The following is a 23,349-nucleotide window of genomic DNA, read 5'->3' on the forward strand; positions in this document are numbered from 1 at the left end:
GCCCGAACAATTGCGGGGGTCTTCGCTCTTTTCGGGCCTGCGTGTGCCTCCCCTACTCAGCGGACATTCGCTGCGGCTGCGGAAAGGGCAGGCGGGATGGTCACGTCCAGGACCTTCAGCAAGTTGACGACCTTGCGGTCCAGTTCCTGGCCGACGGCGGCGATGTCAGGAACGTCGAAGCTGGAGAAGCGGGTGCTGGGCTGGTCGATGGAGAACAGCGTGGCGCCCTGCCGGTCCTGATGGATCGTTGTACGCAGCGGGGCGTAGAGCATCACCGCCGGGTCGTGCCGGTACATGCGCTCGGCGATGGTGTGATTTCCCATCAGGTAGGTGGCGCAGAGTCCCGGGTTGCCAGCCAGCCGCATCGTCGCCCCAACATCGGTGCTCCAGAATCGCATGAAACCGTGCGGAGCGTTCTCCGCGGCGGCGGTGACCACGGTGTCCCAACTCGCTCGCTCGGTGCGGAGCTGCGTCATCCGATCGATGTCCAATACCGGTACAGCAACTTCGTACCGGGCTCGGAAATCCTCGAAGGACGTTCCTGTGTCGATCGACCACCGGACGACCTCGTGGGGAACTGCGACGAAGTTCTGAGTGGGCATGTTCGTTCCTTTCCGACGTGCCTGTGTGAAGAAATGCAGGATCTGGATCCCAGACCACGAGAGCGGAACCCAAGCACCCGAATCACCGAGTGGGCCTGCTCCTGCGTCGCTGCGACCTCATGGGGAGCGTTCGAGCGGCACCTGACCGGCCGGCGAGCGGCAGCGGTCCTCGCCGCCGCGCGACGCGATGCAGGCTACGCACAACACTCCTCGAAGTAAAGCGATCGCTGTACTTCAACCTAGCACGACCTTCCCGCAAAGTAAATCGATCGCTATACTTGCGGCATGGGAACGAGTGAGGCTATGGCCCGTGCGACCAAGGGCGGGCGGGGAGCGCGGGAGCGGATCCTGCGCGCCGCGGTCCAGTTGTTCGCGCGCGAGGGCATCCACGCGACGGGCATCGCGAAACTGACAGAAGTGGCACATGTGTCGACGCGCACGTTCTACCAGCACTTCCCAAGCAAGGAAGCCCTGGTCAGCGCCTATGTGCAGCGCGTCGAGTCCGACTCGGACGGGCCCATCGGCGTCGAGGCCGTTCTGGAGCGCAGCGACCTCAGTGCCCGCGAGCGTCTCCTGGAACTGTTCGCCGACTCGCCGCCGCGCGTGGAGGTCGTACGCGGCTGCCCACTGCACAACACCGCCGTCGAGACAGCCGGGACGATGCCCGAGGCCGCGGCCCTGGTCGAGCGCCACAAAAGGGAGTTCACTGCCCGCCTGGTCAAAACGACCGCCGAGGCAGGCGCGCGCGATCCCGAGACCCTGGGACGGCAGCTCGCGGTGCTGTTTGAGGGCGCCCGCGCGCTGTCCACTTCGCTCAACGACAGGCAGCCGTATCAAGACGTCCGAGAACTAGCCGAAACGCTGATCAACCAAGCGACCGGACCGATCTGACGGCACCACGAACTCGCTGCGCATGGATACCAGTGCGGGCTCACGGCACCGAGGCCGGAGGCTAGGAAGACCCGCCCAGGGCCCGGCACCATAGTCAGCACTCTGGGCCACCTGCGCCACTGCCCCCTCCTGATCATGCTCAAACAGCATCCGCCTCGGGGCACATGGATTGATGCGATGAGCTGGCACCGACTTCTGCTGGTGTACCCCAGTACCGGTCGGGGGGTGTGCGTCGACGAGACATGGCAGCGACATACCGAGGACGGCGCCTAGGACCGCGTCCGCCGGCAACGCCCGGGCAACGGTCATCGCGCAAAGTCCGAAGCGATTAGCACCCAGGCCGCCGCGTCCTGCTCCTACGGTCCGGCTGCAAGCAGGGGAAGTCCGATGGGATCACGCCCCGAGATGCCGCCGGCGAGCACGCAGCGGGGCACCGGCGGTCGTCTGGCCAGCGAGTATGCAGTGATGGCAGTAGTCTGGCATGAGATGGAGACGGCGCCCGGGCGGCGATGCGATGAATCCGATTGAACCCACGCCAAGCCGCACCCAGCAGATGTCCCCTGCCGAGGGCGGTCGGCAAGGCTTCCTGCTTACGGCGGCCAGGACATTGGTACGCGACGTCGACGCCGCCGCGGCGACGGTCTTTCTCCGAGCTTCAGACGCCCCCGAGTTGCGTGCTGCGGTGGTAGCCGTCACACCGCTTGGAATCGGATCTGTGGAACGCGTATCGGTGGATGACGAGGTATACCCTTCGGCCCGAGCTTGGCGAACAAATTCTGTAGTCACGGCGCACGGTCCGGAGCTCATGTCATTCCATCCGGACCTTTCAGTGTTTGCACCATTCCCACTTCAGATCGCAGCGGCCCCCATTTCCCACAAAGGGCACAAATTCGGCACGATCACCGTCTACTGGCCACGTTCCCGCAGCGGGACTACCCAGGAGGAAATCGACCGATTGGTTGAGGTGGCGGCCGACCTGGCCGTTCATCTCGAACAGCTAGCCGATCACCATGAACCAATAGACCCTCCCGCAGTTCCTTTCGTGGTAAACGCCGAGGGTGAGGGCGCCACCGCCGAGGGATTCACTTCCTCCACCGTCCCACTGATTTACCATGTCCACAAACTCGCTATGCTTTTGACGGGTGCCGTACGGACAAGTGAAGCGATTAACATGGCCAAGGATAGACTGATGGGCGGATTTTCCGCCGCAGCCGTGTTCGTCAGCCTTGTGCAGGAAAACCGGCTGCAAATAGCTGGCTCGTCCGGTTGCTCAACGGAATTTATCCGTACAGCGGACTGGGTCAGGCTTGGGAAAAGCACGCCGGAAACTGACGCTGTCGTTCGGCAACGGCATGCCCTCTACGCAGCCACCGATCAACAGACCCGGGGTCGGCTCGCGGAGCAAGCGCTGGATGAGGCTTGCGACTGGCTGGTTTTCCCCCTACTAGTCGGAAGGCGATCTGTAGGTGCACTGTCAATGGCATTCAAACGCCAGCACCGGGATGTCGCCGTACAGCAGTCGGCGCTCACAGCTCTGGCGACAGTGCTGGCCCAAGCCGTGGAGCGCACCCAAACACATGAGGCCAGGCACGTGCTGGTCGAGAAACTGCAGCAGGCGCTGCTCCCCAGGATGCTGCCACAGCCTGCCGGCGTCGTAAGCACCGGCAGGTACGCACCAGCAACGAGTGGGACTGACATGGGCGGCGATTGGTACGACCTGTTGACACTTCCCACCGGAGGCGTTGCGATGGTCATCGGCGACGTAGAAGGCCACAATCCGGATGCCGCCGCCGTGATGGGGCAGCTTGGCAGTGCCGTGCGTGCCTATGCAGACGAAGGTCAAGGCCCTGGGGAAGTACTTGAGCGGGCCAATCACTTTCTGATCAAGCTCGACACAGACCTATTCGCCACGTGCTGTTGCGTGTGGCTGGACCCCGACACGGGTGTGGCACAGTTGGCCAGCGCTGGCCATCCGCTGCCACTTATCCGCACAGCTGACGCTATAGTCCCTCCGCCAGGCGATCTCGACATCGGGATGCCGCTCGGTATCGATCCCGATACGCGCTACACAGCTGCCGAGTTGACGCTGAACCCCGACACGATGCTCGCATGCTTCACCGATGGTCTGATCAACCTCGGAAGTGAACTCGACGCCGAGGTATTGAAGACCACCTTGGCAGGCGACGCGGATATCGAGTCTCTCGGCGACCAAATCATGACGGGCCTCGGAAGACAACACGCCACGCACGCAGACGATGCAGCGCTCCTTCTCGTGCGCTACGAAGGGCCATCCAGCGAGGCGCAGCGCGCCGTACGCCAACTCAAAATCCATCGCCGCGATCTCCAGGGAACTCAACGCACACGCAAGATCATCAGGGAGTGGCTAGACGGGTGGGGCCTTTCCGGCATGGCCGACGAGGAAGAACTGCTGGTGTCGGAAGTTGTCACCAACGGTCTGGTTCATGGAGACAGCGACGTATACGTCGTCGTGCGACGATATCCAGACCGCGTGCGGGTGGAAGTGCGGGACAGCGATCCGCATCGAGCGCGGGCTGTGACGATGCCGCGCCAGGAGGATGAAGCTGAAGGCGGCCGAGGGCTCATGATCGTTTCAGCCCTCGCCTCTGCTTGGGGTAACTCCCCAAGTGGCAGGGGGAAAACCGTGTGGTTCGAACTGCCCGTGCCAGCGTGAGTTCGGCGACTGACACGCCGCCTACGGCAACGCGAGGCTGCGATGTACTCCGTACCCGACGATGCCTGGTACCTGGAGCTGGACCTCGTCGCCTATCAACGAACCCTTGTGAACGCGACCGATTCTCTCGCCGACGTGACGGTCCATGTCGCGGTCGGCGGACGCACCTGGAAGGAAGGCTCCCGAGCCGCCTCCCGGACAGTCCACCTGCCCCCGACCGGGATCGCCTATGACGCACAGACCGGAGAAAAGCTCCCCTCCGACCTCTGACGCACGCCTGTCACTGAGGGCCCGCACCCCCGAGGGTGCGGGCCCTCTCTCGTGCTCGCCTCCGGGCGCTCCGTCCAGTCCTCGCTCACCACCCCGGCGCGGTGAGCGAGGACTGAACAGGCCGCCCGGCCACCCCGCACCGCCCTGAGAGACAAGGAGATCCTGTTGTGGCGAACGTCAACGGCACCAGCGGTACCGACTTCCCGTTGCGGCGCTTCCTGTCCCCGTTCGCCATCGCCGGCGCGGTCGTCGTCGGCGGCTGGGGACTGGTCGCCGCCCTGGCCTGGCTGCTCGGCATAGCCGCCCACACCGCGACCGTCATCGCACACGCTGCCGGACCCATCGGCGTCGGCGGTATCACCCTCAAACTCTTCAGCTCCAAGCGCTGACCTGTAAAAAGGAGCGCCGTGTTCGAGATCCGCGTCATCTGCGAGCCGGACGACGCCGACCGCGTCAGCCAGACCCTGGCCACAGCGTTCGACACCGGCCCGGCATCTGCCGCACCGCCCGCAGGGCCCTGCGCACCAACGGCGGCCGTTTCGTAGCGGCAGGCCTTAACCCTGACTTCAACACCACGCCCGGCTGGTACCACCCCTACGGCTTCGACCTGACCTGCACTAGCACCGCAGAAGGCGCCCCCGTCACCCTCCACGGTCACCTCCCCGGCCAGGAACTCCGCCTCACCGGCTACCACTGGTCCACCCACGCCCACGAAACCGCCCTGGCAGCTGCCGGCTTTGACCACACCACCTGGCACCGCCCCACCGTCTCTCCCCCCCCAGGCGCCCGTCTCCACGGCGCCCCCTACTGGAAGCCGTACCTCGACTTCCCACACACTCTCATCACCGAAAGCACTGTCCAGCCGACACCACGGCCTACAGGCACGGAACAGCAGGCCGGCACCGAAAACCTCGGTTCCCGTGTCTCCGCCCGGACGCCGCCCCTCGGTTGAAAGCGGCTGCCAGGAAGCGAGAACCGGCATCTGCGGACCAGCGTTGTCCAGCTCGGGCCTCATAGAAGGGCCGCACCCGCCTCGATCATGTCGCGGCCGAGGCGCTTCATCTCGTACACGGTGAGGATGACCCGGCAGTGCCGGGCGTGCGCCTTGACCTCCTGCGCCGTCCTCAGCGCCTCCTCGAACCGGGGGCGGGCCCGCACGCGGGTGCTGATCTTCTCGCTGTAAATCTTGGCCGTTGTTGCCCCAGGCGTCGTTCACGTGACGTACTTCGCCGACAACCAAGGCCGTCGAGTACGGAGGAGTTCTGTGTGGCGGCTGACTGAGACGGGTTGGCGGATGTACTTCCACCAGGGCACTTTGGCCAGTTGAGCAATGGAACGCCGCTGCCGCCGACTTCGTCGGTGGCAGCGGACCCCACACTCTCGGCCGTGATCATGCCGCGGTGCCCGGCCGCAGGCTCGCAGGAGCTAGTGCGTTGAGGATCGTTGAGTGAGATTGGCCGTGGATGTGCGTCCTGCCAGGTTGGAGAAGGTGGGCATGCCGAGGTCGATGGTGCGTTGACGAGTTTCCTCCGCGTCGAGCTGAGCGAGCTTGTCCTGGGCGCCGGCGAGGCTGACTTCGAGTCCCTCCATCTCGCCTAGCGGTAGTTCGTTGAATCCGGTGGTGGCACGGGTTGACGGCAGGTCGGGTTGGTCGTAGGCCGGTGGTAGGAGTCAACTGCCTTGCTGGGGGCTGAAGATGACCGCTCGCCGTCCGTGTCCGCCTGCGCCGGGTCCGTTGGAGGAGTACGCGGCCCGGTTCGACGACCTCTTCTTCAGCCTGGCCCAGCGGCGAGGGTTTCGCGAGTACCTGAACCGGGCTCCTGGCGCCGCGGGAGCGGAACAAGACGATCACCTGCCTGGCAGGGGCGGAACCGGTGGCAGGTGCGGGGATGCCGGGGGTGCAGCGGCTGCAGTTCTTCCTGTCCGAGTCGCCCTGGGAGGCCGAACTGGTCAACGACCGGCGGCTCGAGCTGCTGCGTGAGGAGCCGGCGACGGCTCCGCACGACGACGGCGTCATCGTGATCGACGACTCCGGTGACCGCAAGGACGGCACAGCCACCGCACACGTCGGCCGGCAGTGGTTGGGCCGGCTGGGCAAGACGGACAACGGCATCGTCACGGTGACCACGGTGTGGACCGACAGCCGCGTGTACTACCCGCTGCACGCGACTCCCTACACCCCCGCGCATCACTTCGCCCGCGGCCGGTCCGATCCGGCCTTCCGTACGAAACCGCAGCTGGCTGCTGCCCTCGCGGCCCCGGGAAGGAGGCGGGCTTCGGCTGCCGGGCGGTGGTCGCCGACTGCGCCTACTCCGTCAGTGACGACTGGTACCTCGCGCTGCGCGAGGTCGGCCTGGCCTACGTGGTCGCGCTCAAGCCACACCGCGGCACCTGGGCTCCGGCCGACCAGCCGCACACCCCCATCGAAGCCGCCCACGCCCTGACCTGGCGCGATGCCAAGCGTCCAGGTGACTGGACGCCCGTGGAGCGTCACTTCCGCGACGGGCACACCGAAACCTGGTGGGCCGCCGATGCCCGCCTGGCCGGCTACGGACCCGACTCACCCTGCCGACTGGTCGTGGCCACCACCGACCCGGCCGCCCTGCCGGAGAAGGCCACCTGGTACCTGGCCACCAACCTGCCCCACCCCGACGCACCCCACGCCACCACCAGCCCGCACCCGCCGGCCGACCTCGCCGAGATCGCCCGCCTCTACGGCGTGCGGCCGTGGATCGAGCAGAGCTACAAGCAGGTCAAGGACGAACTCGGCTGGGCCGACTTCCAAGTCCGATCCGACCGCGCCATCCGCCGACACCAGACCCTGGTCAACTGCGCCTTCTCCTTCTGCTGGGACCAGTGGTTCGCCCCACCCAGCCTCCTGGACGCCACCAGGCCCGACCCGTGCCCCGACGACGGGCCAGAGAGGGGGCTCTGCCGCCCCCCACCAGCCCCAACTGCCTTGCTTGCCCAGGGCCTTACGGACCGTCCGTTCCTGGCTCACCCCCGCCGTCACCCTCAACCGGTGTGGCAAGCCTGGACGGACAAGGACCCGCCCTCCGAGCTCCAGGCCCTGATCGACGCGGTTGCCGCTGGACACGGTCTTGATCTCTACCGCCTGATTTAACGAACTACCGGTAGTCCTCTGCAGAACCGACGGTCGACCAGGGTCTTCCCTCTGCCGGTTTGATGGCTTCCGGCGAGAGGACAGGCACGGGCTTCCAAGATCATGGAGTTCTCTACGCCCCGTGACCTGCCTGGAAGACCGTGCCTGCCGACGCATCATCGCTGATCCCACCTGCTCTTGACCAGCTCCGCGAGCGGCCCCAGGTTGTGCCGGGAGAGGTGCCGGGCCTGCTGGAACGGCTGGCCGAGGTGCCAGATCCTCGCGGCCCGCGCGGGGTTCGGCACGCCTTGGCCGTCGTGCTCGCGCTGGCCGCGTGTGCGGTGTTGACCGGGGCAACCTCACTGCTCGCGGTCGGCGAGTGGATCGCGGACGCACCACCGCAGGTGCTGGAACGGCTCGGTGTGCAGCCTGATCCGGTACTGCCGCGGCGGCCGGTGCCGGCGGAGGCGACGGTCCGCCGACTGCTGGCACGCATCGACGGCGACGCGCTGGACCGGGCCGTGAGCGGCTGGCTCGCCGACCGCCGCCCCGAGAGCTCCGGATTGCGCGGGCTGTCCGTGGACGGGAAGAGCCTGCGCGGCGCGGCCAAGGCCAGCGGCCGCAAGGTCCACCTGCTCGCCGCCCTTGAGCACACGTCCGGCGTGGTCGTGGCCCAGCTCGACGATGGTGAGAAGATCGGCGAGACCACCTGCTTCCAGCCGCTGTTGGACACTGTCGCCAGCCTGGCCGGAACCGTGGTCACCAGCGACGCGCTCCACACGCAGCGCGAGCATGCCGGACACCTCCTGGGCCGCCGGGCCCACTACATCGCGATCGTCAAAGGCAACCAGAAGAAGCTGCGCGAGCAGCTCAAGTCCCTGCCCTGGAAAGAAATCCCGCTTCAGAGCCGCACCCGGGACAGCGGCCACGGCCGCTCCGAGATCCGCCGGATCAAGGTCGCCATCGTCAGCAACCTGCTCTTCCCCGGCGCCCGCCAGTTGGTCCAGATCAAGCGGCGCCGCACCAACCGCAAGACCGGCAGGTCACCATCGCCACCGTCTATGCGGTCACCAGCCTGACCGCCGAGCAGGCCACCCCGCCCCAGCTCGCGAAGCTGATCCGGGACCACTGGAAGATCGAGGCCCTGCACCACGTCTGCGACACCACCTTCGCCGAAGACGCCTCGCAGCTGCGGACCGGGAACGCTCCCCGGGCCATGGCGACCTGGCGCAACCTCGCCATAGGCGCCCTCCGGCTGGGCGGTGTCAGGAACATCGCCGCCGCCCTCCGCCACAACGCACGTGACGCCCGCCGCCCTCTCTCGCTCCTCGGCCTCGCATGATCACAAAACCGACGTCAGCCGACTACGACGAAGCCCTGCGTGGGTCGGGGCTTCGTCTGTTGCCCGGCGGGGATGAACACAACCACGTAGTCCTCGAAGCCCTCGTGGATGCCCCATTCCTCACGCTCCATGGCTGCCTCGTACCGGGCTCGGGAGTCCTGGCGACCCCTGGCGTAGACGTGGACGGTGTAGACCGTGGCCGGGTCGAGGGCCAGCGAACGGTCGTCGCGCTGCCCCCCGGAGAGCCAGCCCATGGCGGGCATTGCGGGGCCGGTAGTGGGGCCTGATATTCCCATCCGTCCTCCGTACATTGGCGGGTAAGGCCACTTGCCAAGCAGTTGCCACTGCTCCGTCTGTTGGACAGGCTCCACCTCGGACAGCACGAGCGTCACCCAAGCGTCATGGGACTGCACGTGACTGACGATGGTCAGCTGGCCGGGCGTGAGAATCACTGGGTCGTTGGTGCGGAAATCCGGTGCCTGCACGGTGCTGTCAAAGCCGGGCTCGACATGTTCGCTGATGTAGAAGTGCGAGTACGCGATGCTGACGACGCCGCTGACTATGTCCATGCCCTGACCGTATGTGACCGTCACGCTACCGGTGTTCAGTTCGGGAGGCGTCTGGGTTTGGTTCCCTTGCCCTGCGAGGTTAGATGCCGATCTTGTGATGGGACGGACGGCTGTAGGCCTCTTCGGCGGCACTTGGGCGGCCAGCCGCCCTTGGAGTCGTACACCCTCGGCGGTGTCGGCCGTCGCATGACGCGGTCGGAGCGGAACCAGCCGAGGATTTCGCCAGGCAGGTCGTGCAGCGGGTGGGCGATGCGGGGTGCGTCGTATCCGGCGTCCAGCACCACCAGGACGTCCGGATCGCCCGGCTCCCGACGCGCGGGTGATCGCCGAGCAGCCGTTGCGGGCCGGGCTGCCGCCGTTTCTGCTCATCAGTGGTCTGCGGAGTTGAACTCCGCGGCCCGGGCACCGCGGTGTGCAGGTGAAGGCCCCGGCTGGACGGGGGAGACCAGCCGGGGCCGTGAGTGGTGGCGTGCGGAGGGCGGTCGCCTCTCGGCGGGGTGCTCAATGGGGCTTCAGCCGGACGATCGTCCCCATGGGCGGAAGGTGAGGCCCGGGGACACTGTCCCCTCCGCTAGCCACATACAGATGAACGGTCAACCGTGGTGAGGTGTTCCCGCTCGTTGCCTTGGCCACGGTGAGCTGAGGCACAGCCGTCCCAGTGGTCAGTTGCCGAAGTCGGCGACCGGGGCCGCGAATTCGTCCGGGGTGGCCAGGAGGTTGCCGAGACGGCGCCTTCTATACATCACCATCGGCATCGGCATCGCCGGCGTGAGGAGGCACATCGCCCACGGCCAGATGGGCGGCCACGTCGTAATTCGCGATCCGTTGAGCAAGGCCACGCGGGCTGATCCCGTGCCTGTTCTCCAGGCCGGCGTTGGCACCCGCCGCCAGGAGGAGACGCAGGACCGCCGGATCACCCCGATAGCTGAAGACCACCCGCCACAAGGCGGTGTTGCCCTGGCCATCCGGGACATCCACGGACACGCCCGCCGCCAGCAGCTCCTCCACGATCACCGGTTCCTGGGCCTGAGCGGCGAAGCGCAAGGGAGTCCACCCGGCGCCATCCGCGGCGCCTGGATCAGCTCCCTGCGCCAACGCCGCACGGACCCCGACGACATCGCCGTCAACGACGGCATAGTGCACCGCCACACGACCCAACCGATCCCCATCAGTCATGCCCCACATCCTCACCCGGCTTGACGAAGCAGATAAGGGCATCCCCCGACGGGGCCAATCACACCGCCCCACCAGGCCGGACAAGCCGTGCTGGACGCCCTGACTCGTGTTGCAGGCGCACGATGAACCCAGCGGTGATCAGATCTGTCTGAACCTCTTGTATGTTCTTCGAGACTTGCAAAGAGCGAGTCCTACAGGGGCTGAAGAGGTCGATCGTGGCTGATCAGCGGCTTCAGGCCGACTGGGTCCGCAGTTGGTGCGAGCAAGCGGACGTGACACTCACGGAAATGATGGAGTCGTTCCAGGCACGGCACGGTTTCCCACCTGGCACGAACCTGGTCGCGCTCGCAACGGACGAAAGCCACCAAGCCACAGACGCCCTGGTGGAACTGACGCCTATTCCCTCGGACCTGACCACGATGTACTGGGTGATCGACGAGGTTTCCCTGCCCGACGTGGACAGTGGCTACTTCATCCACTCTGCCTCACTGGTCGCCGACCACTACCGCGAGTACGGGGCCATCCAGATCGACGGGGAGGAGCCTGCCCTGGTATTCGCCAGCGACGGCGGCGGCCATTTGTTCGCGCTGGCAGGCTCCGGGCGGGTCTGGCGGTCCACCACCGCCTCGTGGTTCGACCAGTTCGACCTCGCCGCCGCTGGCCTCCAGGAGTTCTTCGAAGGGCTGGCCCGACTGATCAGCGGTCAGCTGTGATGATGCAGCCGCCCAACGTTGGCCCAATGAGCTACTGCCACAAGTCCGCACCGTCTTGTCCGCTCGGGTCCATCGTCAGCAGGTCCTCGTGAAGACCCGAGAGGAAGCGGCCGGTGGGAGACCCGTCCTCGCCGGACTCCACGACTACCCAGCCGGCGTCGACGCCGGACACGTTCACGTCGGCTCCGCAATCGAGCTCGTCCACCGTGGCGAAGACGGCCTCGTAAGCAATGGCCCGAGCCAGAAGCGCCAGGTCGTCCCTGTCCGCACCTGCGTCCAGCAGGCGCCGGGCCGCCGCCACCTGCTCCAAAGCGCCTGGACTGGCCCAGCCGTCGATCGCACTACGCCACAAGGAGCGCAGCAACATGAACCGCGCGAGCTGCGGCTGGTTTTCCTCGATCTCCGACCTCGCCCAGTGTGGAGCGTCTGTCGCGCCGAGAGCTTCGAACTGCGACCGAAGCGTCTCCGCTGCGGCCCGTTTCGACGGCGCTAGCTCCGACGACCACGACTGCCATGTCGCTTCAGCATCATCCATCGCACCAGGATGGACCACCCGCCGTCCACCACCGACAAGATCAGCGCGCGGGGGCCGCCAGTAGATCCGCCGCGCCAAGACAGCCTGTTGGAGCACCGGTCCGCTGCCAGCGGATGGCCACGCGACGGCGGTCGCCGACCTGTTCGGGATCATCAGCTCCCACGGCGGGGGTGGTCCCCGGGAGCACGGGCGGTCACAGAAGCACCTTGCTCAGTGTTGCGCTTGACGCATTTTTTTGCGATTGCCGTAAATATGAACCTGATTGGTGACCTCACAGCCCTCCGTATCCCCCTGCCGCAGCCCGGCGACGTCACACCGGAGGACCTCTACCCCGACGCCCTCGAAGAGGCCGAACAGGCCCGCGAAGACTACGCGTTCGCCCTGGAAGCCCAGTCCGACGAGCTTCAGGAAGACCCCCTGCTGATCGCCCTCGGCAACGCCCGCGCCGCCCGCGAGGCCGCCGACCATGAGATCCGCCGGCTCCTCGCGTACGGCCGCGAGTTCCACGGAGACCGCCCCTACAAGCTCGATCCTCTCGCCCAAGCCAGCGGGCTGACCCCCTCCGGCATCCGCACCGCCTACGGCAGCAATGAAATCGACACCGTCGCCCGCTGCATCGGCCGTACACCCGACAGCCGCCGGACCCGCCCGCCGACTACACCGGAGGCCCATGACCAACGACCCCGACGCCCCTTCGCTGGCCTGCACCTGCCTGCCCTCGTGGCCTGCCCTGACCGCGGTCATCGAGGGCACCACCTACACCGCCGCGCCTGCCCCCGCCCACACCCCCGCTTCAGCGCTCTACCTCGCCCGCTGCACCGGATGCGGCGCCCTCTACACCCACCCGTGGTGACGCACCTCGCCATCCACGCACGCCGCCTGACATTCCCTCGCCGCGCATCCGTGTACCGCACCGGCGACGGAACCGTTCGCGCGTGAACCTCAGCGACCCCGGACTGGGCCGGACCAGAGGAACGATCAGCTGCTTGAGGGGAGTGGCTGGACGATCGCTGAGCACTGCAGTCCAATCGACCGGCAGGACGTCGGGGCCGCGCACGGTGACCATGGACACCGACTCTTCCTCTGCTACCACCTCCGGAGAGTCCTGATCGAGTGCTACGACAGCGTGGCGGAGGATTGGGCACTGCTTCTTGGTATGTCATGAGTGGATGATCGAGCCGTCTGCCGCCGCGCAACTCCGCCGGATCGCCCGTCGACGGGCCGCCAGGGATCATCGACGTCTACGGAGCCGTTCGATCGGGCCGGCCGGCGATAGCGGTATCAGCCGACTGACGTGGGTGGCACTCGGGGCGTCCATGCTGCCGGGGCTGGCTGCGCTCGTCGCCCTGCTGTTCACGTGGATGTCGGTCGGGCAGACCAACAAAGATCTGCAGATTTCCGAGCAAGGGCAGATCACCACCCGGTTCAACGCCGCGATCACCAACCTGGGATCAGCATCATTGGATGTGCGCCTGGGGGGCATCTACGCGTTGCAACGCATCATGCAGGACTCCTCTCGAGACCAGTTCACTGTCGTCTCGGTGTTGTCCGCGTTCGTACGTCGGCACGCTCCCGTTCCGGTCAGTGGCTTCAAGCCTGCAGAGGAGTACAGACCCCCGACCGACGTGGCGGCTGTCGTTACCGTGCTGGGCAACCGGTCCGCCGACCGGGAAGTGGCCCAGGACGGGAAGCCGCTGTACCGAGCTGACCTGAGCAGTGTCGATCTGCGCGGCCTGGAGCGCGAAGTGGGGCTCACAGAAAGCGGCATGCCCAGGCGCAGCAACTTCCGCTTCGCGTTTTTCACTGGCGCGGATCTCCGAGATGCAGGCCTCGAGAACTTCGACCTCTCAGGCGCGTCCCTCGACGACGCGAACATGTCCGGTGTGAAACTGCTGAACGCGGACCTGCGGCACGCATTTCTCGGGGGAGCCAATTTGACCAGCGCGCGCTTGGGCGGGGTCGACATGGCCGACGCGGAACTCGTCGGAGCGAACCTCCACAACGCGCACCTGAGCAGGGCCGAGGAAACCAAGGAAACCAGTGGGGCCGACTCGAGCGCCAACTTGACCCGCGCGGACCTGACTGACGCGGACCTGACCGGCGCCGACCTGCGCGGCGCAAACCTGACCCATGCAGACCTGAGCAACGCAGACTTGACCGGGGCAAAGCTGTCTGGTGCGAAGCTGTCGGGCGCGATCCTTGAGGGCGCACGCGGAGTGCCTCCCCACACCCGTGGCGGCTCGCCGTGATCCTCCAGCCGCCGCACGCAGACGGCCGCTACACGACGATCGGTGGCTGTCGGCGGCGCCGGACAAGTCTACGACGACGGACGTGGCCGCTCACGAAGACAACCACAGCCGAGGCGGGCCCCGGGCCGATGGCGGTGGTGCGGTAGCCCGCGTCCACCCAGGCCTTGGTGATATGTGGGTGGGCGGTGGCGATGCGGGCCAGCAGGGTCACGCCGGCCGCGGTGTCGGAGACGCCGGTTCTGCGCTCCTCAATCACAGCCGCGAGTACCGAACGCACTCCTCGCCCCAACGCCATGGCTACCGGCAGCGAAGGGCCATCATGGCGGCGGGACGCGTGCAGCGGCTGAGATTCGCCGCCGAAGCGCGCAAGGAGCTATACGTCCAAGCCGCCAGCCGCTGCGCTGGCAGCCTGGAAGGCACGGTCGCATCAGAAAACCGGTGACGACCCGTCACCACGCAGCAGCCCGTGACGGAAATGCGCAGTGCTGGAAGGGTCTGCTCCAGCCAGCCAAGGCTCAGGCGTTCGGTCTCAGGGAACGCAGCCGGTCGGCGATGTCGTACACGGTCAGGCGCAGTGCGCGGATGTCCTCGACCAGGTTGCGCCACGGCTCGTACGCGGCGGTGTCCACGCTCTCCCCGGAAGCCCGGAGGTAGGCGACGGCGACGCCGTAGGCGAAGAACTCGTTGCGGGCCGCCAGCGGCCGCAGCAGCACAAGCTGCTCCATGAGCGCGGCCGCCCGCCAGAAAGCATCGGGGGAACCCTCCGCCAGCTGCGGGGTGTTGACCCGGTGTCGCGCCACGGCGGCCACCAGTGCGGAGTAGTCCAGGACGCCCAGCTCCTTGCCGAGCAGTTCCTCCTGCTGGTCCAGGAGCCAACGGATGTCGATGTACAGGTGCAAGGTTAGGCGCGGCGGCCCGGGCGGGCCTCGGCGTGATGGCCCACTCCCGGGGGCTGATCCCGCCGAGTCTGGTACGGGTACCGGAGCGGGCCGGACTGCCGGAAGTCGGCCGGGTCGACTTCGTCTTGGTCCACGGCCACCGCCGCACGACCGCCGGGGACGCCGCCGACGCGCTGGCCGCCGTGATCCGGGTGGGCGGAGACCGCCACCGCCGCTGAGTCCACCCTGGAACACGGAGGCCGCCGTTCTCACCGGGTGCGACCGGTCAGCGTTCGGGCTGCCGGTAGGTGATCTGCTTGACCCGGCGCAGGAAGGGCGTCGCCTCGACGTGCCGGACCCCGGACAGGCGGCCGAGTGGGCCGCTCAGGTAGGCGTACAGGCCGGCCGTGTCCCTGACGACGGCGGTCACCACGATGTTGCAGGGGCCCGCGGTGGCGCTGGCGTAGGCGATCTCGGGGTGGGTGCTTAGGGCCTCCCCGACGGACTCGAGATCACCGGGCGCGGTCGTGATCCACAGGACGGCGGCGCGCGGGTAGCCGAGGGCCTCGGAGTGGTACTCGATGTCGATGTACAGGGCCCCGGACGCGAGCAGGGCGGAGAGGCGGCGCTTGACGGCCGACTCGGAGCGGCCGGTGGCGCGCTGGAGTTCGGGATACGCGGCCCGCCCGTCGCGTTCGAGAGCCTTGACCAGCGGCTCGTCCTCCGGGTCGATGTGTACCGGTCCCGGCCCGGGCTCCGGGTGCGGGCGCAGAGCGGCGATCTGGTCGTCGGTGAGTACCGTGAACTTCGCCAGCCAGCCCGTCGGCCCGCCGAAGTAGCGGTGGAGCAGCTGGTGGGCGCGGATCTCCACGACGCTGGGGGTTCGGGGCAGTTTGCCCAGGAGCAGTTCGTCGTGGTCCCCGGGGCTCCGGGGCCGGGTCATGCACACGATCTCGGTGCCACCGGAGGCGAGTCCGATCCATGCCGTGTCCGGGCGCCTGGCGAGTGCCTCGGAGATGGTCTGGGCGCTGTCGGGAGCGCACCGCACCCGCAGCATCCACTGGTCCTGCCCGAGCCGGTGGGCGTCCCGGACCGCGACGACCCGCAGCCCGGCCTCGGCGCACAGTCGGCGGTACCGGCGCGCGACCGTCTGGTCGGACACCCCGAGCACGGTTCCAAGGCGGCTGAAGGACGCCCGTGCGTTGATCTCCAGGGCCGCCAGCAGCCGGAGATCTAGGTCGTCCACCGTGGAGGATATCAGCGTCAGCACGCCATCTCCTGTCGAGTTCCGGCGCTCGGGTGCCCGTCACCGCGGCGATCGACCGGGGCGTGGCCATCGTACGGAGAGACAGGGAGACGTCGCAAAGGAGTGGGGACATGCGTACATGGGGACCGCTGACGGCGGTGTGCCTGGGCACGTTCATGTTGTTGCTGGACGTGACGATCGCGGTCGTCGCGCTGCCGGACATGGCGCGGGCGCTGGACGCGTCGCTGAGCGATCTGCAGTGGGTGATGGACGGGTACGCGCTGGCGCTGGCGGCGCTGCTGCTCGGAATAGGGGCGGCCGCCGACGTACTGGGTCGGCGGCGGGTGCACGTGGCCGGCGTGGTGCTGTTCGCGGTGGCCTCGCTGCTGTGCGGGCTCGCCTCCGGGCCCGGGATGCTGGTCGCGGCCCGGGCGGTGCAGGGCGTGGGCGCGGCGGCGATGTTCGCCACCACGCTGCCGCTGCTGGGCTCGGTGTACCAGGGCCGACGGCGGTCGGTGGCGCTCGGGGTGTGGGGCGCGGTCAGCGGTGCGGCGGCCGCGGTCGGGCCGGTGCTCGGCGGGGTGCTGACGGACGGGCCGGGCTGGCGGTGGATCTTCTTCGTGAACCTGCCGGTGAGCGTGGCCGCGATCTGGCTGACGCTGCGGGTGGTGCCGGAGTCGCGCGGGGCGAGCGGACGCCGGGTCGACTGGGCGGGCACGGTGACGTTCGCGGCGTTCGCCGGTGCGGTGACGTACGGGGCGGTGCGCGCGGGGGCGCACGGCTGGACCGAGGGGACGACCCTCGTGTGGTTCGGGTGCGGCGTCCTGGCGCTGGCCGGCTTCGTCGCCGTCGAGCGGCGCGCAGCCGACCCTCTGATCGATCCGCGGCTGTTCCTGAAGCCCGCGTTCTCCGGTGTGATGGCGGGCGCCCTGGCCTTCAATGCGGCCGCCTTCGGTGGCATGGCGTACACCTCGATCTGGCTCCAGACGATCCTCGGGATGAGCCCGGTGCGCGGCGGTCTGGTGTTCCTGTGGCTGTCGCTGGCGTCATTCGTGGTCGCGGCGGCCGGGGGCCGGCTGCTTCACGGAGTGCCGCCGCGGATCACCATCGGTGGCGGACTGCTGCTGGTCGCCTCCGGCCAGTTCTGCATGGCGGTCCTGGACGCGGGCTCGTCGGCCGCCGCCCTGGTCCCGGGTCTCGTGCTCGTCGGCGTCGGCACAGGGCTGGTGTCGCCGGGCATCGCGAGTGCTGCGCTGGCGGCGGTACCGGCCGAGCGGGCAGGCATGGCCGGCGGCGCGGTCAACACCTTCCGGCAGCTGGGCTATGCGCTCGGGATCGCGGTCCTGGGGACGGTGCTGACCTCGCGGATGCAGGACACGCTGCCGCACGACGCGGCGCACACCCTGGCGGGTGGCGGGGCGGGGGCACTGCGCGACGCGTTCTCCGAGCACACCCTGCGGGCCGTCTTCGCGACAGGGCTCAACCATGCGGCGGTGGCCGCCGGTCTGACGGCCCTGGGCGGCGGGATCCTGGTGCTCGCCCTGGTTCGCACGCCCCGTGCGGCCGGCGGCGCAGTGACGGATCCGACCCTGACAGAGGAGAAGGCCAACCGGCAGAGCCCAGCGATGCGTGAGTTGTAGCGCCGTGCCTTCCCCGAGCCCAACGTCGTCCCGGACGATGGGGTCTGCGGCTGGGGCAAGGTGACGTAGCCGGACGTGGAAGCGGTGCAGCGGCCCTCGCCCGCCCCTGGCTGGTTGTGAAGGGCACCGGCCGGGGCCAGGCAGCGGCACCGTCGGCTTCAGCGAGGATAGAAGCGACCGTGACCACCCAGGCGTGGCCCGCGAACACCGCTGGGAGCGGGAGCGCGGCCGCCAAGCCCCGTGCCGAAGCCGCGGCCGCGCGTCCCGTCGTCGATGAGCCGGCCGCGCCTGCGGCCCCGGTCGTGCTGCCCGCTCCCCGCCCGGCGCCCGCCGCACCGGAGCCGGAGACCATCGACGTCGACGGTGACCAGGAGCTGATCCTCGAGGACCTGACCCGGAGCAGGTCCTCGATTGGCGCACCCGCGCCGCGAAGGACCACGAGATCGTGTTCGCGCACATCGACCGGTACGGCGAGGTGTCGGCGAGGCGCCTGTTCACCAGCCGATTCGTCGACCAGGTGACGCCCCTGTCCGGCCTCGGGCACCGCAACCTCGGCTACACCCCCTGGGGGCAGGCATGAGGGGCCGGCTACTCCGCGTTCAGCGAACAGCACGGCGAGCCGCTGGACGCTGAGACCCGACGCAAGGAATACGCCGACAACAGGGGAGCCGCGGCGTCGTCGTGATCCCAGGGCGACTGAACCCCCGGGCGCCCGCCGGTGGTTCGCCGTTCCCCGACCGGGCCGATTGCGACCGGCGCGCAGGCCTCGCCCGGGCTGCGCACAACACCTTCGTCGCCACCGTCGGCCGCCTCTTGCGCACCCTGCCCCATGTCCGGTGAAACTGAACCTTGAGCGTGTGCCATCGAGCCTTGATGGACGCGAATTCGTGTCACTGAAGACGGGGGGCAAGCCCTGGAGTTGTGGCTTCGCCCTCATGGCCCGACTTTCCGCCTGGTTGTCGGTGGCGGGTCGTACCTTGTAGAGGGACTCGTCGTGTTGCTACCGGGTGGGGGACATCTGTGGCGAACTTCGTCTTGCATACGCGGTACTGCATCGAAATCAACCTTGAGTATGGCGACCTCGGGCAGCGGAGGGCGCGATGACCCACAGAGCACGACCGCGTGTTCACCTCCTGACCGGTGGCCCGGCTTGGGAAGAGCGTCGAGCCCAGGGCACCCCCGGGCGAGGTGCCAGGTCAGCTGGGTTCACGAAGAAGCAGAGGCAGGCCCGCAAACCGCTCCTCAATGCTATGAACCAGCTGGGTGAAGCCGTGAAGCGGGGAGACTGGCGCGCCGCTCGGATAGCCCGAGCGGCGGCCTGGGACGAGGTGGACAAACTCAACCCGGACCTGACCCACGAAGAACGAAGGAAGCTGTGGGAGTACAAGCAACGCATCCTCGCTGGCGAGGCGCGGAAACGCCGCCCTCCGTGCCAGCGCAACAGCCAGTCCACGTCTACGTCGACCGTGAACGCGAGGACCGGCTCGGCACGCGAGCCGTCTCCCGTATGGGTTCGCCCACCTGACGCTGACCGGATCCAGGAGCAGATCAGGCAGAACGCCGCGCGTACAAGAGCGGCGGCCGAGAAGAAGCGACAGGCACAGGCAGCTAAGAAGGCAGCCGCTCGGGCGGCCGCAAGGATGAGAGCCGCGTCTGAGGCAACGAAGAAGCCTCGGGAAGTCCGAGTGAGTACCAGCGTGCGAACGGTGTCCGGTGGACTACCCACGCTCGGGAAGCGCCGCTGAGTCCGTTATTGCGAGACACTTTCCTCAGGTACGCGGCAAACCTTTCCGCACATGCTGAATCGCGAGACGGGGGGCGCTCAGATGACGCCGCCTCCCTCTGTGCCCCCCAACCCAGACGAACCTCCCTGGCCGTTATGCGGGCATCGTGAACCGGGCGTTACTCCCACTGCCGACCCGGTCGGCTGCCGTGGGATCTACGTCCCTGGCACACTGCATGCTTCGTTCACATCACCGATACCGAACGAAACTCCTACCTCGCAACGCTCGCCACCGGCGCCGACGTCAACCACTGCGGCACCCCTTTCACTCAGAGTCTTCTAGCTGAACTCCTCGGCGCCCTAGAAGACCCCAACACCAACATCCCCCACATCGGCCATGCCAAGTTCGACGAGGCACAGTTCGCTGGCGACGCCGGGTTCATTGGCACGCAGTTCGGTGGCGGCGCCAGGTTCGACAGAGCGCAGTTTGGCGGCGATGCTTCGTTCATCAGGGCGCACTTCGCCAGTACAGCCGGGTTTGTCGAGGCGCAGTTCACCCACGACGCCGGGTTCAACGAAGCGCAGTTCACCGGCAGCGCCATGTTCGGCAGGGCGCAGTTCGTCGGCGACGCCGCTTTCCTCGATGCGCAGTTCACCGGCGACGCCAGGTTCATTGGCACGCAGTTCGGTGGTGACACCTGGTTCGTTGGAGCGAAGTTCGGCGCCACCGCCCAGTTTGAAGCGCAGTTCGGCGGCGGCGGCATGTTTGGCAGGGCGCAGTTCGCGACCGCCCTGGACCAGCTTGGCGAGGAACCCGGTAGCGCGACCATCGCGGCGTTCCTGCCGAGGGTTCAGAAAGCCGTGGTCCAGATGATCTCGGTCCGGGGCATGTGAAGCAGATCTGCTGCCCGAGCGGGCCGTCTCATGCGGCAAGTGTCCCGTCTCAACGGAGTTTGACCAGTCTCACCGATTCCTAATGCCGTTCGTCAAGCCGCGGCGCACGCTTGAGGTAGCGGGCAGGAGGTGTCGGAGGTGCGCGGTACAGTCCGTTCATCCGACTGGGGAGGGCTCATGGCGACCAAGTGGAGCTTGACGATCGACTGCGCGTACCCGTCGAAACTGGCCGCGTTCTGGGCGCTGGCGTTGGGCTACGAGGAGAAGCCCGCGCCCGCAGGGTTCGGGAGCTGGGAGGAGTGGTTCTCGCATCATGAGGTTCCGGAGGACGAGTGGGATGACGGGGCGTACCTCTCAGATCCGGACGGCGTGGGCCCCACCTTGTCCTTCCTGAAGGTGCCGGAGCCGAAGGTGGCGAAGAACCGGCTGCATATCGACGTGCAAGTTGGTGGCGGCCGTGAAACCCCGTGGGAGGTGCGCTGGCCGCGCGTGGTCGAGGCGGTACAGCGGTTGACCACTGCGGGCGCGACCGTGGTCCGCGAGGACGAGTTGCAGGGCAGGCCGGATCACGTGGTGATGGCAGACCCGGAAGGTAACGAGTTTTGCCTGGTCTGACGAGGTCGGTCAGGCCAACTGGCCGCGCGCAGCGTGTCGCGTCCCTTCCTATGCGGCAGCCCTTGCCGGCGGAGCTGGCTCGTAGCGCCGTCCGTCGCGCAGAAGGGCCCAGAGGACGTTGACGCGGCGGCGAGCGAGAGCCAGGACGGCCTGGGTATGGCGCTTGCCCTCGGCACGTTTGCGATCGTAGAAGCGCCGGGATTCCTCGCAGTGGCGGATGCTGAACAACGCCGAGGAGTGGAAGACGCGTTGTAGGCGGCGGTTGTATCGCTGCGGACGGCGCAGGTTCCCGCTCAGTTTCCCGGAATCGCGAGGCACCGGGGCGACGCCGCCGAAGCCGGCGAGGCGGTCGGCGGTGCCGAACGCCGTCATGTCGCCGCCGGTGGCTGCCAGGAACTCGGCGCCGAGGATGACGCCCAGGCCGGGCATGCTGGTGATCACCTCGAAGGTGTGGTGGTCGCGAAACCGGGCCTCGATGGCCTTGTCGAGCTCGGCGACCTGCTGGTTGAGGCTCATCACTTCCTTCGCCAGCGTGTGTACCAACGTGGCGGCCAGCTTCTCGCCGGGCAGGCTCGTGTGCTGCCGTTCGGCGGCCTGGACAGCGGTTTCGGCGAGCCGGTCGGGGCGGACGACGTCGCGGTTGCGCAGCCAGGTCTCCAGCCGCTTGACGCCGATCCGGCGAATAGCCGCGGGGGTCTGATAGCCGGTGATCAGGGTGAGGGGGCCGGTGTTGGTGAGGTCCAGGGCCCGCTCCAGGCCGGGGAAGATGCCAGTGAACTGGGCACGGAGGCGGTTGACGGTGCGGGTGCGGTCGGCGATCAGGTCCATGCGGCGGCCTGTGAGGATCTTGAGATCGATGACGGTGTCGTCGCCGGCCCGCAGCGGATGCAGATCGCGGCGGACGCGGACCTGGTCGGCGATGACGGCGGCGTCCTTCGCGTCGGTCTTGCCCTCGCCGCGGTAGCTCTCGGAAGCGCGGTGGATGGCCCGGCCGGAGATGTAGTGGACCGGCTGGTCGCGGTTGACCAGGAGCGCGATGGCCAGGGCGGCTCCGCCGTCGGCCAGGTCGATGCCCCAGGTCACCTCGTCCCCCAGGGCCAGGATGTCGGCGAGGAGTTCGAGCAGTTCGGGTTCGTCGTTAGCGACGCGTCGCGACAGCAGCCGGCGGCCGCTCTCGTCGATCGCGACGCAGTGATGGTGGGCTTTGCCTGCGTCGATGCCAGCCCAGATCGCGGCCATGTGGTGCCTCCGTGCGGTGGTGTTGCTGGTGCCTCCCACGGACGACCTCGCTGTCGATTCCCTACGTAGCGATCATTCGCAATTCCTAATTGGCAGCCGAGTCGTCGTGGGGCGTCGGGCGGCCAATCGATGGAAGCCACAAGTGACAGAAGACGGTCGCGCCCGCAGTGGTCAACCGCTGTACCGCCTCGACCACGCGCGGCCAGCGCACCTCCCACGGGGTTTCACGGCCGCCACCAACTTGCACGTCGATATGCAGCCGGTTCTTCGCCACCTTCGGCTCCGGCACCTTCAGGAAGGACAAGGTGGGGCCCACGCCGTCCGGATCTGAGAGGTACGCTCCGTCATCCCACTCGTCCTCCGGAACCTCATGATGCGAGAACCACTCCTCCCAGCTCCCGAACCCTGCGGGCGCGGGCTTCTCCTCGTAGCCCAACGCCAGCGCCCAGAACGCGGCCAGTTTCGACGGGTACGCGCAGTCGATCGTCAAGCTCCACTTGGTCGCCATGAGCCCTCCCCAGTCGGATGAATGGCCGAGCAGGCCCTCGGAGCGCGGGTGCAGTAGCACCCCGCCGTGCAACGCCACGGAGCCCCGGGAGGTCTGCCATCCCGGGGCTCCAGCCTTCGTAGACGCTCCGGCCTGCGAAGCCGCTTCCCTACGCCGCCCAGTCCAGTCCGAGGCCAGAATGCCGGCCTGTGCTGGGGCCGGTCGGTGGTCGGGCGGCGGCGCAGTGCCGGTTCACCGGGCGTCCCGGCGGCGAGCAGGACGCGGCGTCGATCACTGAGTCGCCGACGACGTTCAGTACAAACAGCTCACCGCCGCCGACGAGTTGGCGGGGCAGGGGGACGCGGGAATTGCAGGCTTCCGGTTGTCGGCGACCACTAGCGCTGCGGGTGGCCTCGACCTGGAACCGCAGGTAAGTCACCACGGTCTCGTCGTTGGAAGCTGCTGCTCAAGGTATCCGAGGATCG

25 protein-coding genes and 6 pseudogenes are annotated in these 23,349 nt (G+C 67.8%); 16 read left to right on the forward strand and 15 right to left on the reverse strand.

The genetic code is table 11. The features are described 5' to 3' along the window. Positions 1 to 56: 56 nt before the first annotated feature. Positions 57 to 602 (reverse strand): DUF302 domain-containing protein, encoded by a 546-nt coding sequence (locus M2157_RS48770; protein ID WP_280859140.1) that lies wholly within the window; start codon positions 600 to 602, stop codon positions 57 to 59. A 285-nt stretch (positions 603 to 887) separates the two neighbouring features. Here M2157_RS48770 and M2157_RS48775 point away from each other — a divergent pair, with 285 nt between their 5' ends. The 4 genes from M2157_RS48775 to M2157_RS48790 all read left to right on the forward strand — a co-directional run bounded on the left by M2157_RS48775 (position 888) and on the right by M2157_RS48790 (position 4,844). Next, complete coding sequence (locus M2157_RS48775; RefSeq protein WP_280868745.1) at positions 888 to 1,493, forward strand: TetR/AcrR family transcriptional regulator; 606 nt, start codon at positions 888 to 890, stop codon at positions 1,491 to 1,493. Between the two features lie 514 nt (positions 1,494 to 2,007). After that, positions 2,008 to 4,185, forward strand: a complete 2,178-nt coding sequence (locus M2157_RS48780; protein ID WP_280868746.1) for a SpoIIE family protein phosphatase — start codon at positions 2,008 to 2,010, stop codon at positions 4,183 to 4,185. Positions 4,186 to 4,227: 42 nt separating this feature from the next. Beyond that, positions 4,228 to 4,455, forward strand: coding sequence for a hypothetical protein (locus M2157_RS48785; protein ID WP_280868747.1), 228 nt, complete (start codon positions 4,228 to 4,230; stop codon positions 4,453 to 4,455). A 167-nt stretch (positions 4,456 to 4,622) separates the two neighbouring features. Further along, positions 4,623 to 4,844: a hypothetical protein gene (locus M2157_RS48790; RefSeq protein ID WP_348541851.1), complete on the forward strand. Its 222-nt coding sequence runs from the start codon at positions 4,623 to 4,625 to the stop codon at positions 4,842 to 4,844. Positions 4,845 to 5,466: 622 nt separating this feature from the next. Here the strand turns inward: M2157_RS48790 and M2157_RS48795 are convergent. Continuing rightward, positions 5,467 to 5,613, reverse strand: a complete 147-nt coding sequence (locus tag M2157_RS48795; protein ID WP_280859135.1) for a hypothetical protein — start codon at positions 5,611 to 5,613, stop codon at positions 5,467 to 5,469. A gap of 34 nt (positions 5,614 to 5,647) precedes the next feature. Between M2157_RS48795 and M2157_RS48800 the strand changes: the two are divergent. From M2157_RS48800 to M2157_RS48810, 3 genes and pseudogenes are all read left to right on the forward strand, one after another. After that, positions 5,648 to 5,782, forward strand: a pseudogene (locus M2157_RS48800) (DUF4440 domain-containing protein); the annotation flags it as partial. Between the two features lie 529 nt (positions 5,783 to 6,311). Next, positions 6,312 to 6,671, forward strand: a pseudogene (locus tag M2157_RS48805) (transposase); the annotation flags it as partial. Between the two features lie 74 nt (positions 6,672 to 6,745). Next, complete coding sequence (locus M2157_RS48810; protein ID WP_280868748.1) at positions 6,746 to 7,579, forward strand: transposase; 834 nt, start codon at positions 6,746 to 6,748, stop codon at positions 7,577 to 7,579. Between the two features lie 155 nt (positions 7,580 to 7,734). Here M2157_RS48810 and M2157_RS48815 read toward each other — a convergent pair whose 3' ends face one another. Continuing rightward, positions 7,735 to 7,863 (reverse strand): hypothetical protein, encoded by a 129-nt coding sequence (locus tag M2157_RS48815; RefSeq protein WP_280868749.1) that lies wholly within the window; start codon positions 7,861 to 7,863, stop codon positions 7,735 to 7,737. Positions 7,864 to 7,866: 3 nt separating this feature from the next. On the opposite strand from M2157_RS48815, the gene M2157_RS48820 reads away from it, so the two are divergent. Continuing rightward, the gene (locus M2157_RS48820) at positions 7,867 to 8,637 is read left to right on the forward strand and encodes an ISAs1 family transposase (RefSeq protein ID WP_280868750.1); all 771 of its coding nucleotides are present in this window, start codon (positions 7,867 to 7,869) and stop codon (positions 8,635 to 8,637) included. Between the two features lie 137 nt (positions 8,638 to 8,774). Then, on the forward strand, positions 8,775 to 8,900 hold the full coding sequence (locus M2157_RS48830) for a hypothetical protein (RefSeq protein WP_280868751.1): 126 nt from the start codon (positions 8,775 to 8,777) through the stop codon (positions 8,898 to 8,900). Between the two features lie 14 nt (positions 8,901 to 8,914). Here the strand turns inward: M2157_RS48830 and M2157_RS48835 are convergent, their stop codons facing one another. From M2157_RS48835 to M2157_RS48845, 3 genes and pseudogenes are all read right to left on the reverse strand, one after another. After that, positions 8,915 to 9,469: a hypothetical protein gene (locus M2157_RS48835; protein WP_280868752.1), complete on the reverse strand. Its 555-nt coding sequence runs from the start codon at positions 9,467 to 9,469 to the stop codon at positions 8,915 to 8,917. A gap of 35 nt (positions 9,470 to 9,504) precedes the next feature. After that, a pseudogene (locus tag M2157_RS48840) lies at positions 9,505 to 9,771 on the reverse strand (transposase); the annotation flags it as partial. A gap of 433 nt (positions 9,772 to 10,204) precedes the next feature. Further along, positions 10,205 to 10,645, reverse strand: coding sequence for an ankyrin repeat domain-containing protein (locus M2157_RS48845; RefSeq protein WP_280868753.1), 441 nt, complete (start codon positions 10,643 to 10,645; stop codon positions 10,205 to 10,207). A gap of 215 nt (positions 10,646 to 10,860) precedes the next feature. Here M2157_RS48845 and M2157_RS48850 point away from each other — a divergent pair, with 215 nt between their 5' ends. Beyond that, the gene (locus tag M2157_RS48850; RefSeq protein ID WP_280868754.1) at positions 10,861 to 11,358 is read left to right on the forward strand and encodes a hypothetical protein; all 498 of its coding nucleotides are present in this window, start codon (positions 10,861 to 10,863) and stop codon (positions 11,356 to 11,358) included. 31 nt (positions 11,359 to 11,389) lie between these two features. On the opposite strand, the gene M2157_RS48855 is transcribed toward M2157_RS48850, so the two are convergent. Next, positions 11,390 to 11,893, reverse strand: a complete 504-nt coding sequence (locus tag M2157_RS48855) for a hypothetical protein (RefSeq protein ID WP_280868755.1) — start codon at positions 11,891 to 11,893, stop codon at positions 11,390 to 11,392. Between the two features lie 210 nt (positions 11,894 to 12,103). Continuing rightward, complete coding sequence (locus M2157_RS48860) at positions 12,104 to 12,400, reverse strand: hypothetical protein (protein ID WP_280868756.1); 297 nt, start codon at positions 12,398 to 12,400, stop codon at positions 12,104 to 12,106. Positions 12,401 to 12,563: 163 nt separating this feature from the next. On the opposite strand from M2157_RS48860, the gene M2157_RS48865 reads away from it, so the two are divergent. Both M2157_RS48865 and M2157_RS48870 read left to right on the forward strand, forming a co-directional pair. Then, on the forward strand, positions 12,564 to 12,746 hold the full coding sequence (locus M2157_RS48865) for a hypothetical protein (protein WP_280868757.1): 183 nt from the start codon (positions 12,564 to 12,566) through the stop codon (positions 12,744 to 12,746). Between the two features lie 316 nt (positions 12,747 to 13,062). Next, entirely contained in the window at positions 13,063 to 14,142 is a 1,080-nt protein-coding gene (locus M2157_RS48870; RefSeq protein ID WP_280868758.1) for a pentapeptide repeat-containing protein, read from the forward strand. A gap of 136 nt (positions 14,143 to 14,278) precedes the next feature. On the opposite strand, the pseudogene M2157_RS48875 reads toward M2157_RS48870, so the two are convergent. Then, positions 14,279 to 14,374 (reverse strand): annotated as a pseudogene (locus tag M2157_RS48875) (IS5/IS1182 family transposase); the annotation flags it as partial. Between the two features lie 283 nt (positions 14,375 to 14,657). Continuing rightward, positions 14,658 to 15,041 carry a toxin Doc gene (locus M2157_RS48880; RefSeq protein WP_280868759.1) on the reverse strand — a complete coding sequence of 128 codons (384 nt, stop codon included), beginning with the start codon at positions 15,039 to 15,041 and terminating at the stop codon, positions 14,658 to 14,660. 8 nt (positions 15,042 to 15,049) lie between these two features. Between M2157_RS48880 and M2157_RS48885 the strand changes: the two are divergent. Further along, positions 15,050 to 15,259, forward strand: a pseudogene (locus tag M2157_RS48885) (LysR family transcriptional regulator); the annotation flags it as partial. 47 nt (positions 15,260 to 15,306) lie between these two features. Here M2157_RS48885 and M2157_RS48890 read toward each other — a convergent pair. Continuing rightward, positions 15,307 to 16,290 carry an Lrp/AsnC family transcriptional regulator gene (locus M2157_RS48890; RefSeq protein WP_280868760.1) on the reverse strand — a complete coding sequence of 328 codons (984 nt, stop codon included), beginning with the start codon at positions 16,288 to 16,290 and terminating at the stop codon, positions 15,307 to 15,309. A 107-nt stretch (positions 16,291 to 16,397) separates the two neighbouring features. On the opposite strand from M2157_RS48890, the gene M2157_RS48895 reads away from it, so the two are divergent. Both M2157_RS48895 and M2157_RS48900 read left to right on the forward strand, forming a co-directional pair. Next, positions 16,398 to 17,906, forward strand: coding sequence for an MFS transporter (locus M2157_RS48895; RefSeq protein WP_280868761.1), 1,509 nt, complete (start codon positions 16,398 to 16,400; stop codon positions 17,904 to 17,906). Positions 17,907 to 18,351: 445 nt separating this feature from the next. Then, positions 18,352 to 18,486, forward strand: coding sequence for a hypothetical protein (locus tag M2157_RS48900; protein WP_280868762.1), 135 nt, complete (start codon positions 18,352 to 18,354; stop codon positions 18,484 to 18,486). A gap of 1,503 nt (positions 18,487 to 19,989) precedes the next feature. On the opposite strand, the gene M2157_RS48905 is transcribed toward M2157_RS48900, so the two are convergent. After that, the gene (locus M2157_RS48905; RefSeq protein ID WP_280868763.1) at positions 19,990 to 20,562 is read right to left on the reverse strand and encodes a hypothetical protein; all 573 of its coding nucleotides are present in this window, start codon (positions 20,560 to 20,562) and stop codon (positions 19,990 to 19,992) included. A gap of 138 nt (positions 20,563 to 20,700) precedes the next feature. On the opposite strand from M2157_RS48905, the gene M2157_RS48910 reads away from it, so the two are divergent. Continuing rightward, the gene (locus M2157_RS48910; RefSeq protein WP_280868764.1) at positions 20,701 to 21,138 is read left to right on the forward strand and encodes a VOC family protein; all 438 of its coding nucleotides are present in this window, start codon (positions 20,701 to 20,703) and stop codon (positions 21,136 to 21,138) included. A gap of 48 nt (positions 21,139 to 21,186) precedes the next feature. Here M2157_RS48910 and M2157_RS48915 read toward each other — a convergent pair whose 3' ends face one another. The 3 genes and pseudogenes from M2157_RS48915 to M2157_RS48925 form a co-directional block, all read right to left on the reverse strand. After that, a complete protein-coding gene (locus tag M2157_RS48915; RefSeq protein ID WP_280868765.1) occupies positions 21,187 to 22,377 on the reverse strand; it encodes an IS110 family transposase in 1,191 nt (396 codons plus the stop codon). 85 nt (positions 22,378 to 22,462) lie between these two features. Next, positions 22,463 to 22,885 (reverse strand): VOC family protein, encoded by a 423-nt coding sequence (locus M2157_RS48920; RefSeq protein WP_280868766.1) that lies wholly within the window; start codon positions 22,883 to 22,885, stop codon positions 22,463 to 22,465. 253 nt (positions 22,886 to 23,138) lie between these two features. Further along, a pseudogene (locus tag M2157_RS48925) lies at positions 23,139 to 23,222 on the reverse strand (repressor LexA); the annotation flags it as partial. Positions 23,223 to 23,349: the final 127 nt, after the last annotated feature.

It is taken from the genome of Streptomyces sp. SAI-127, from assembly GCF_029894425.1.
GTDB lineage: Bacteria > Actinomycetota > Actinomycetes > Streptomycetales > Streptomycetaceae > Streptomyces.

Bases quoted from the DNA above. Each gene is read 5' to 3' on its own strand.
- M2157_RS48895 (WP_280868761.1), top strand. From the start codon at position 16,398: ATGCGTACATGGGGACCGCTGACGGCGGTGTGCCTGGGCACGTTCATG.
- M2157_RS48785 (WP_280868747.1), top strand. From the start codon at position 4,228: ATGTACTCCGTACCCGACGATGCCTGGTACCTGGAGCTGGACCTCGTC.
- M2157_RS48770 (WP_280859140.1), bottom strand. From the start codon at position 602: ATGCCCACTCAGAACTTCGTCGCAGTTCCCCACGAGGTCGTCCGGTGG.
- M2157_RS48775 (WP_280868745.1), top strand. From the start codon at position 888: ATGGGAACGAGTGAGGCTATGGCCCGTGCGACCAAGGGCGGGCGGGGA.
- M2157_RS48915 (WP_280868765.1), bottom strand. From the start codon at position 22,377: ATGGCCGCGATCTGGGCTGGCATCGACGCAGGCAAAGCCCACCATCAC.
- M2157_RS48910 (WP_280868764.1), top strand. From the start codon at position 20,701: ATGGCGACCAAGTGGAGCTTGACGATCGACTGCGCGTACCCGTCGAAA.
- M2157_RS48855 (WP_280868755.1), bottom strand. From the start codon at position 11,893: ATGGATGATGCTGAAGCGACATGGCAGTCGTGGTCGTCGGAGCTAGCG.
- M2157_RS48835 (WP_280868752.1), bottom strand. From the start codon at position 9,469: ATGGACATAGTCAGCGGCGTCGTCAGCATCGCGTACTCGCACTTCTAC.
- M2157_RS48830 (WP_280868751.1), top strand. From the start codon at position 8,775: ATGGCGACCTGGCGCAACCTCGCCATAGGCGCCCTCCGGCTGGGCGGT.
- M2157_RS48845 (WP_280868753.1), bottom strand. From the start codon at position 10,645: ATGACTGATGGGGATCGGTTGGGTCGTGTGGCGGTGCACTATGCCGTC.
- M2157_RS48870 (WP_280868758.1), top strand. From the start codon at position 13,063: ATGATCGAGCCGTCTGCCGCCGCGCAACTCCGCCGGATCGCCCGTCGA.
- M2157_RS48780 (WP_280868746.1), top strand. From the start codon at position 2,008: ATGAATCCGATTGAACCCACGCCAAGCCGCACCCAGCAGATGTCCCCT.
- M2157_RS48920 (WP_280868766.1), bottom strand. From the start codon at position 22,885: ATGGCGACCAAGTGGAGCTTGACGATCGACTGCGCGTACCCGTCGAAA.
- M2157_RS48865 (WP_280868757.1), top strand. From the start codon at position 12,564: ATGACCAACGACCCCGACGCCCCTTCGCTGGCCTGCACCTGCCTGCCC.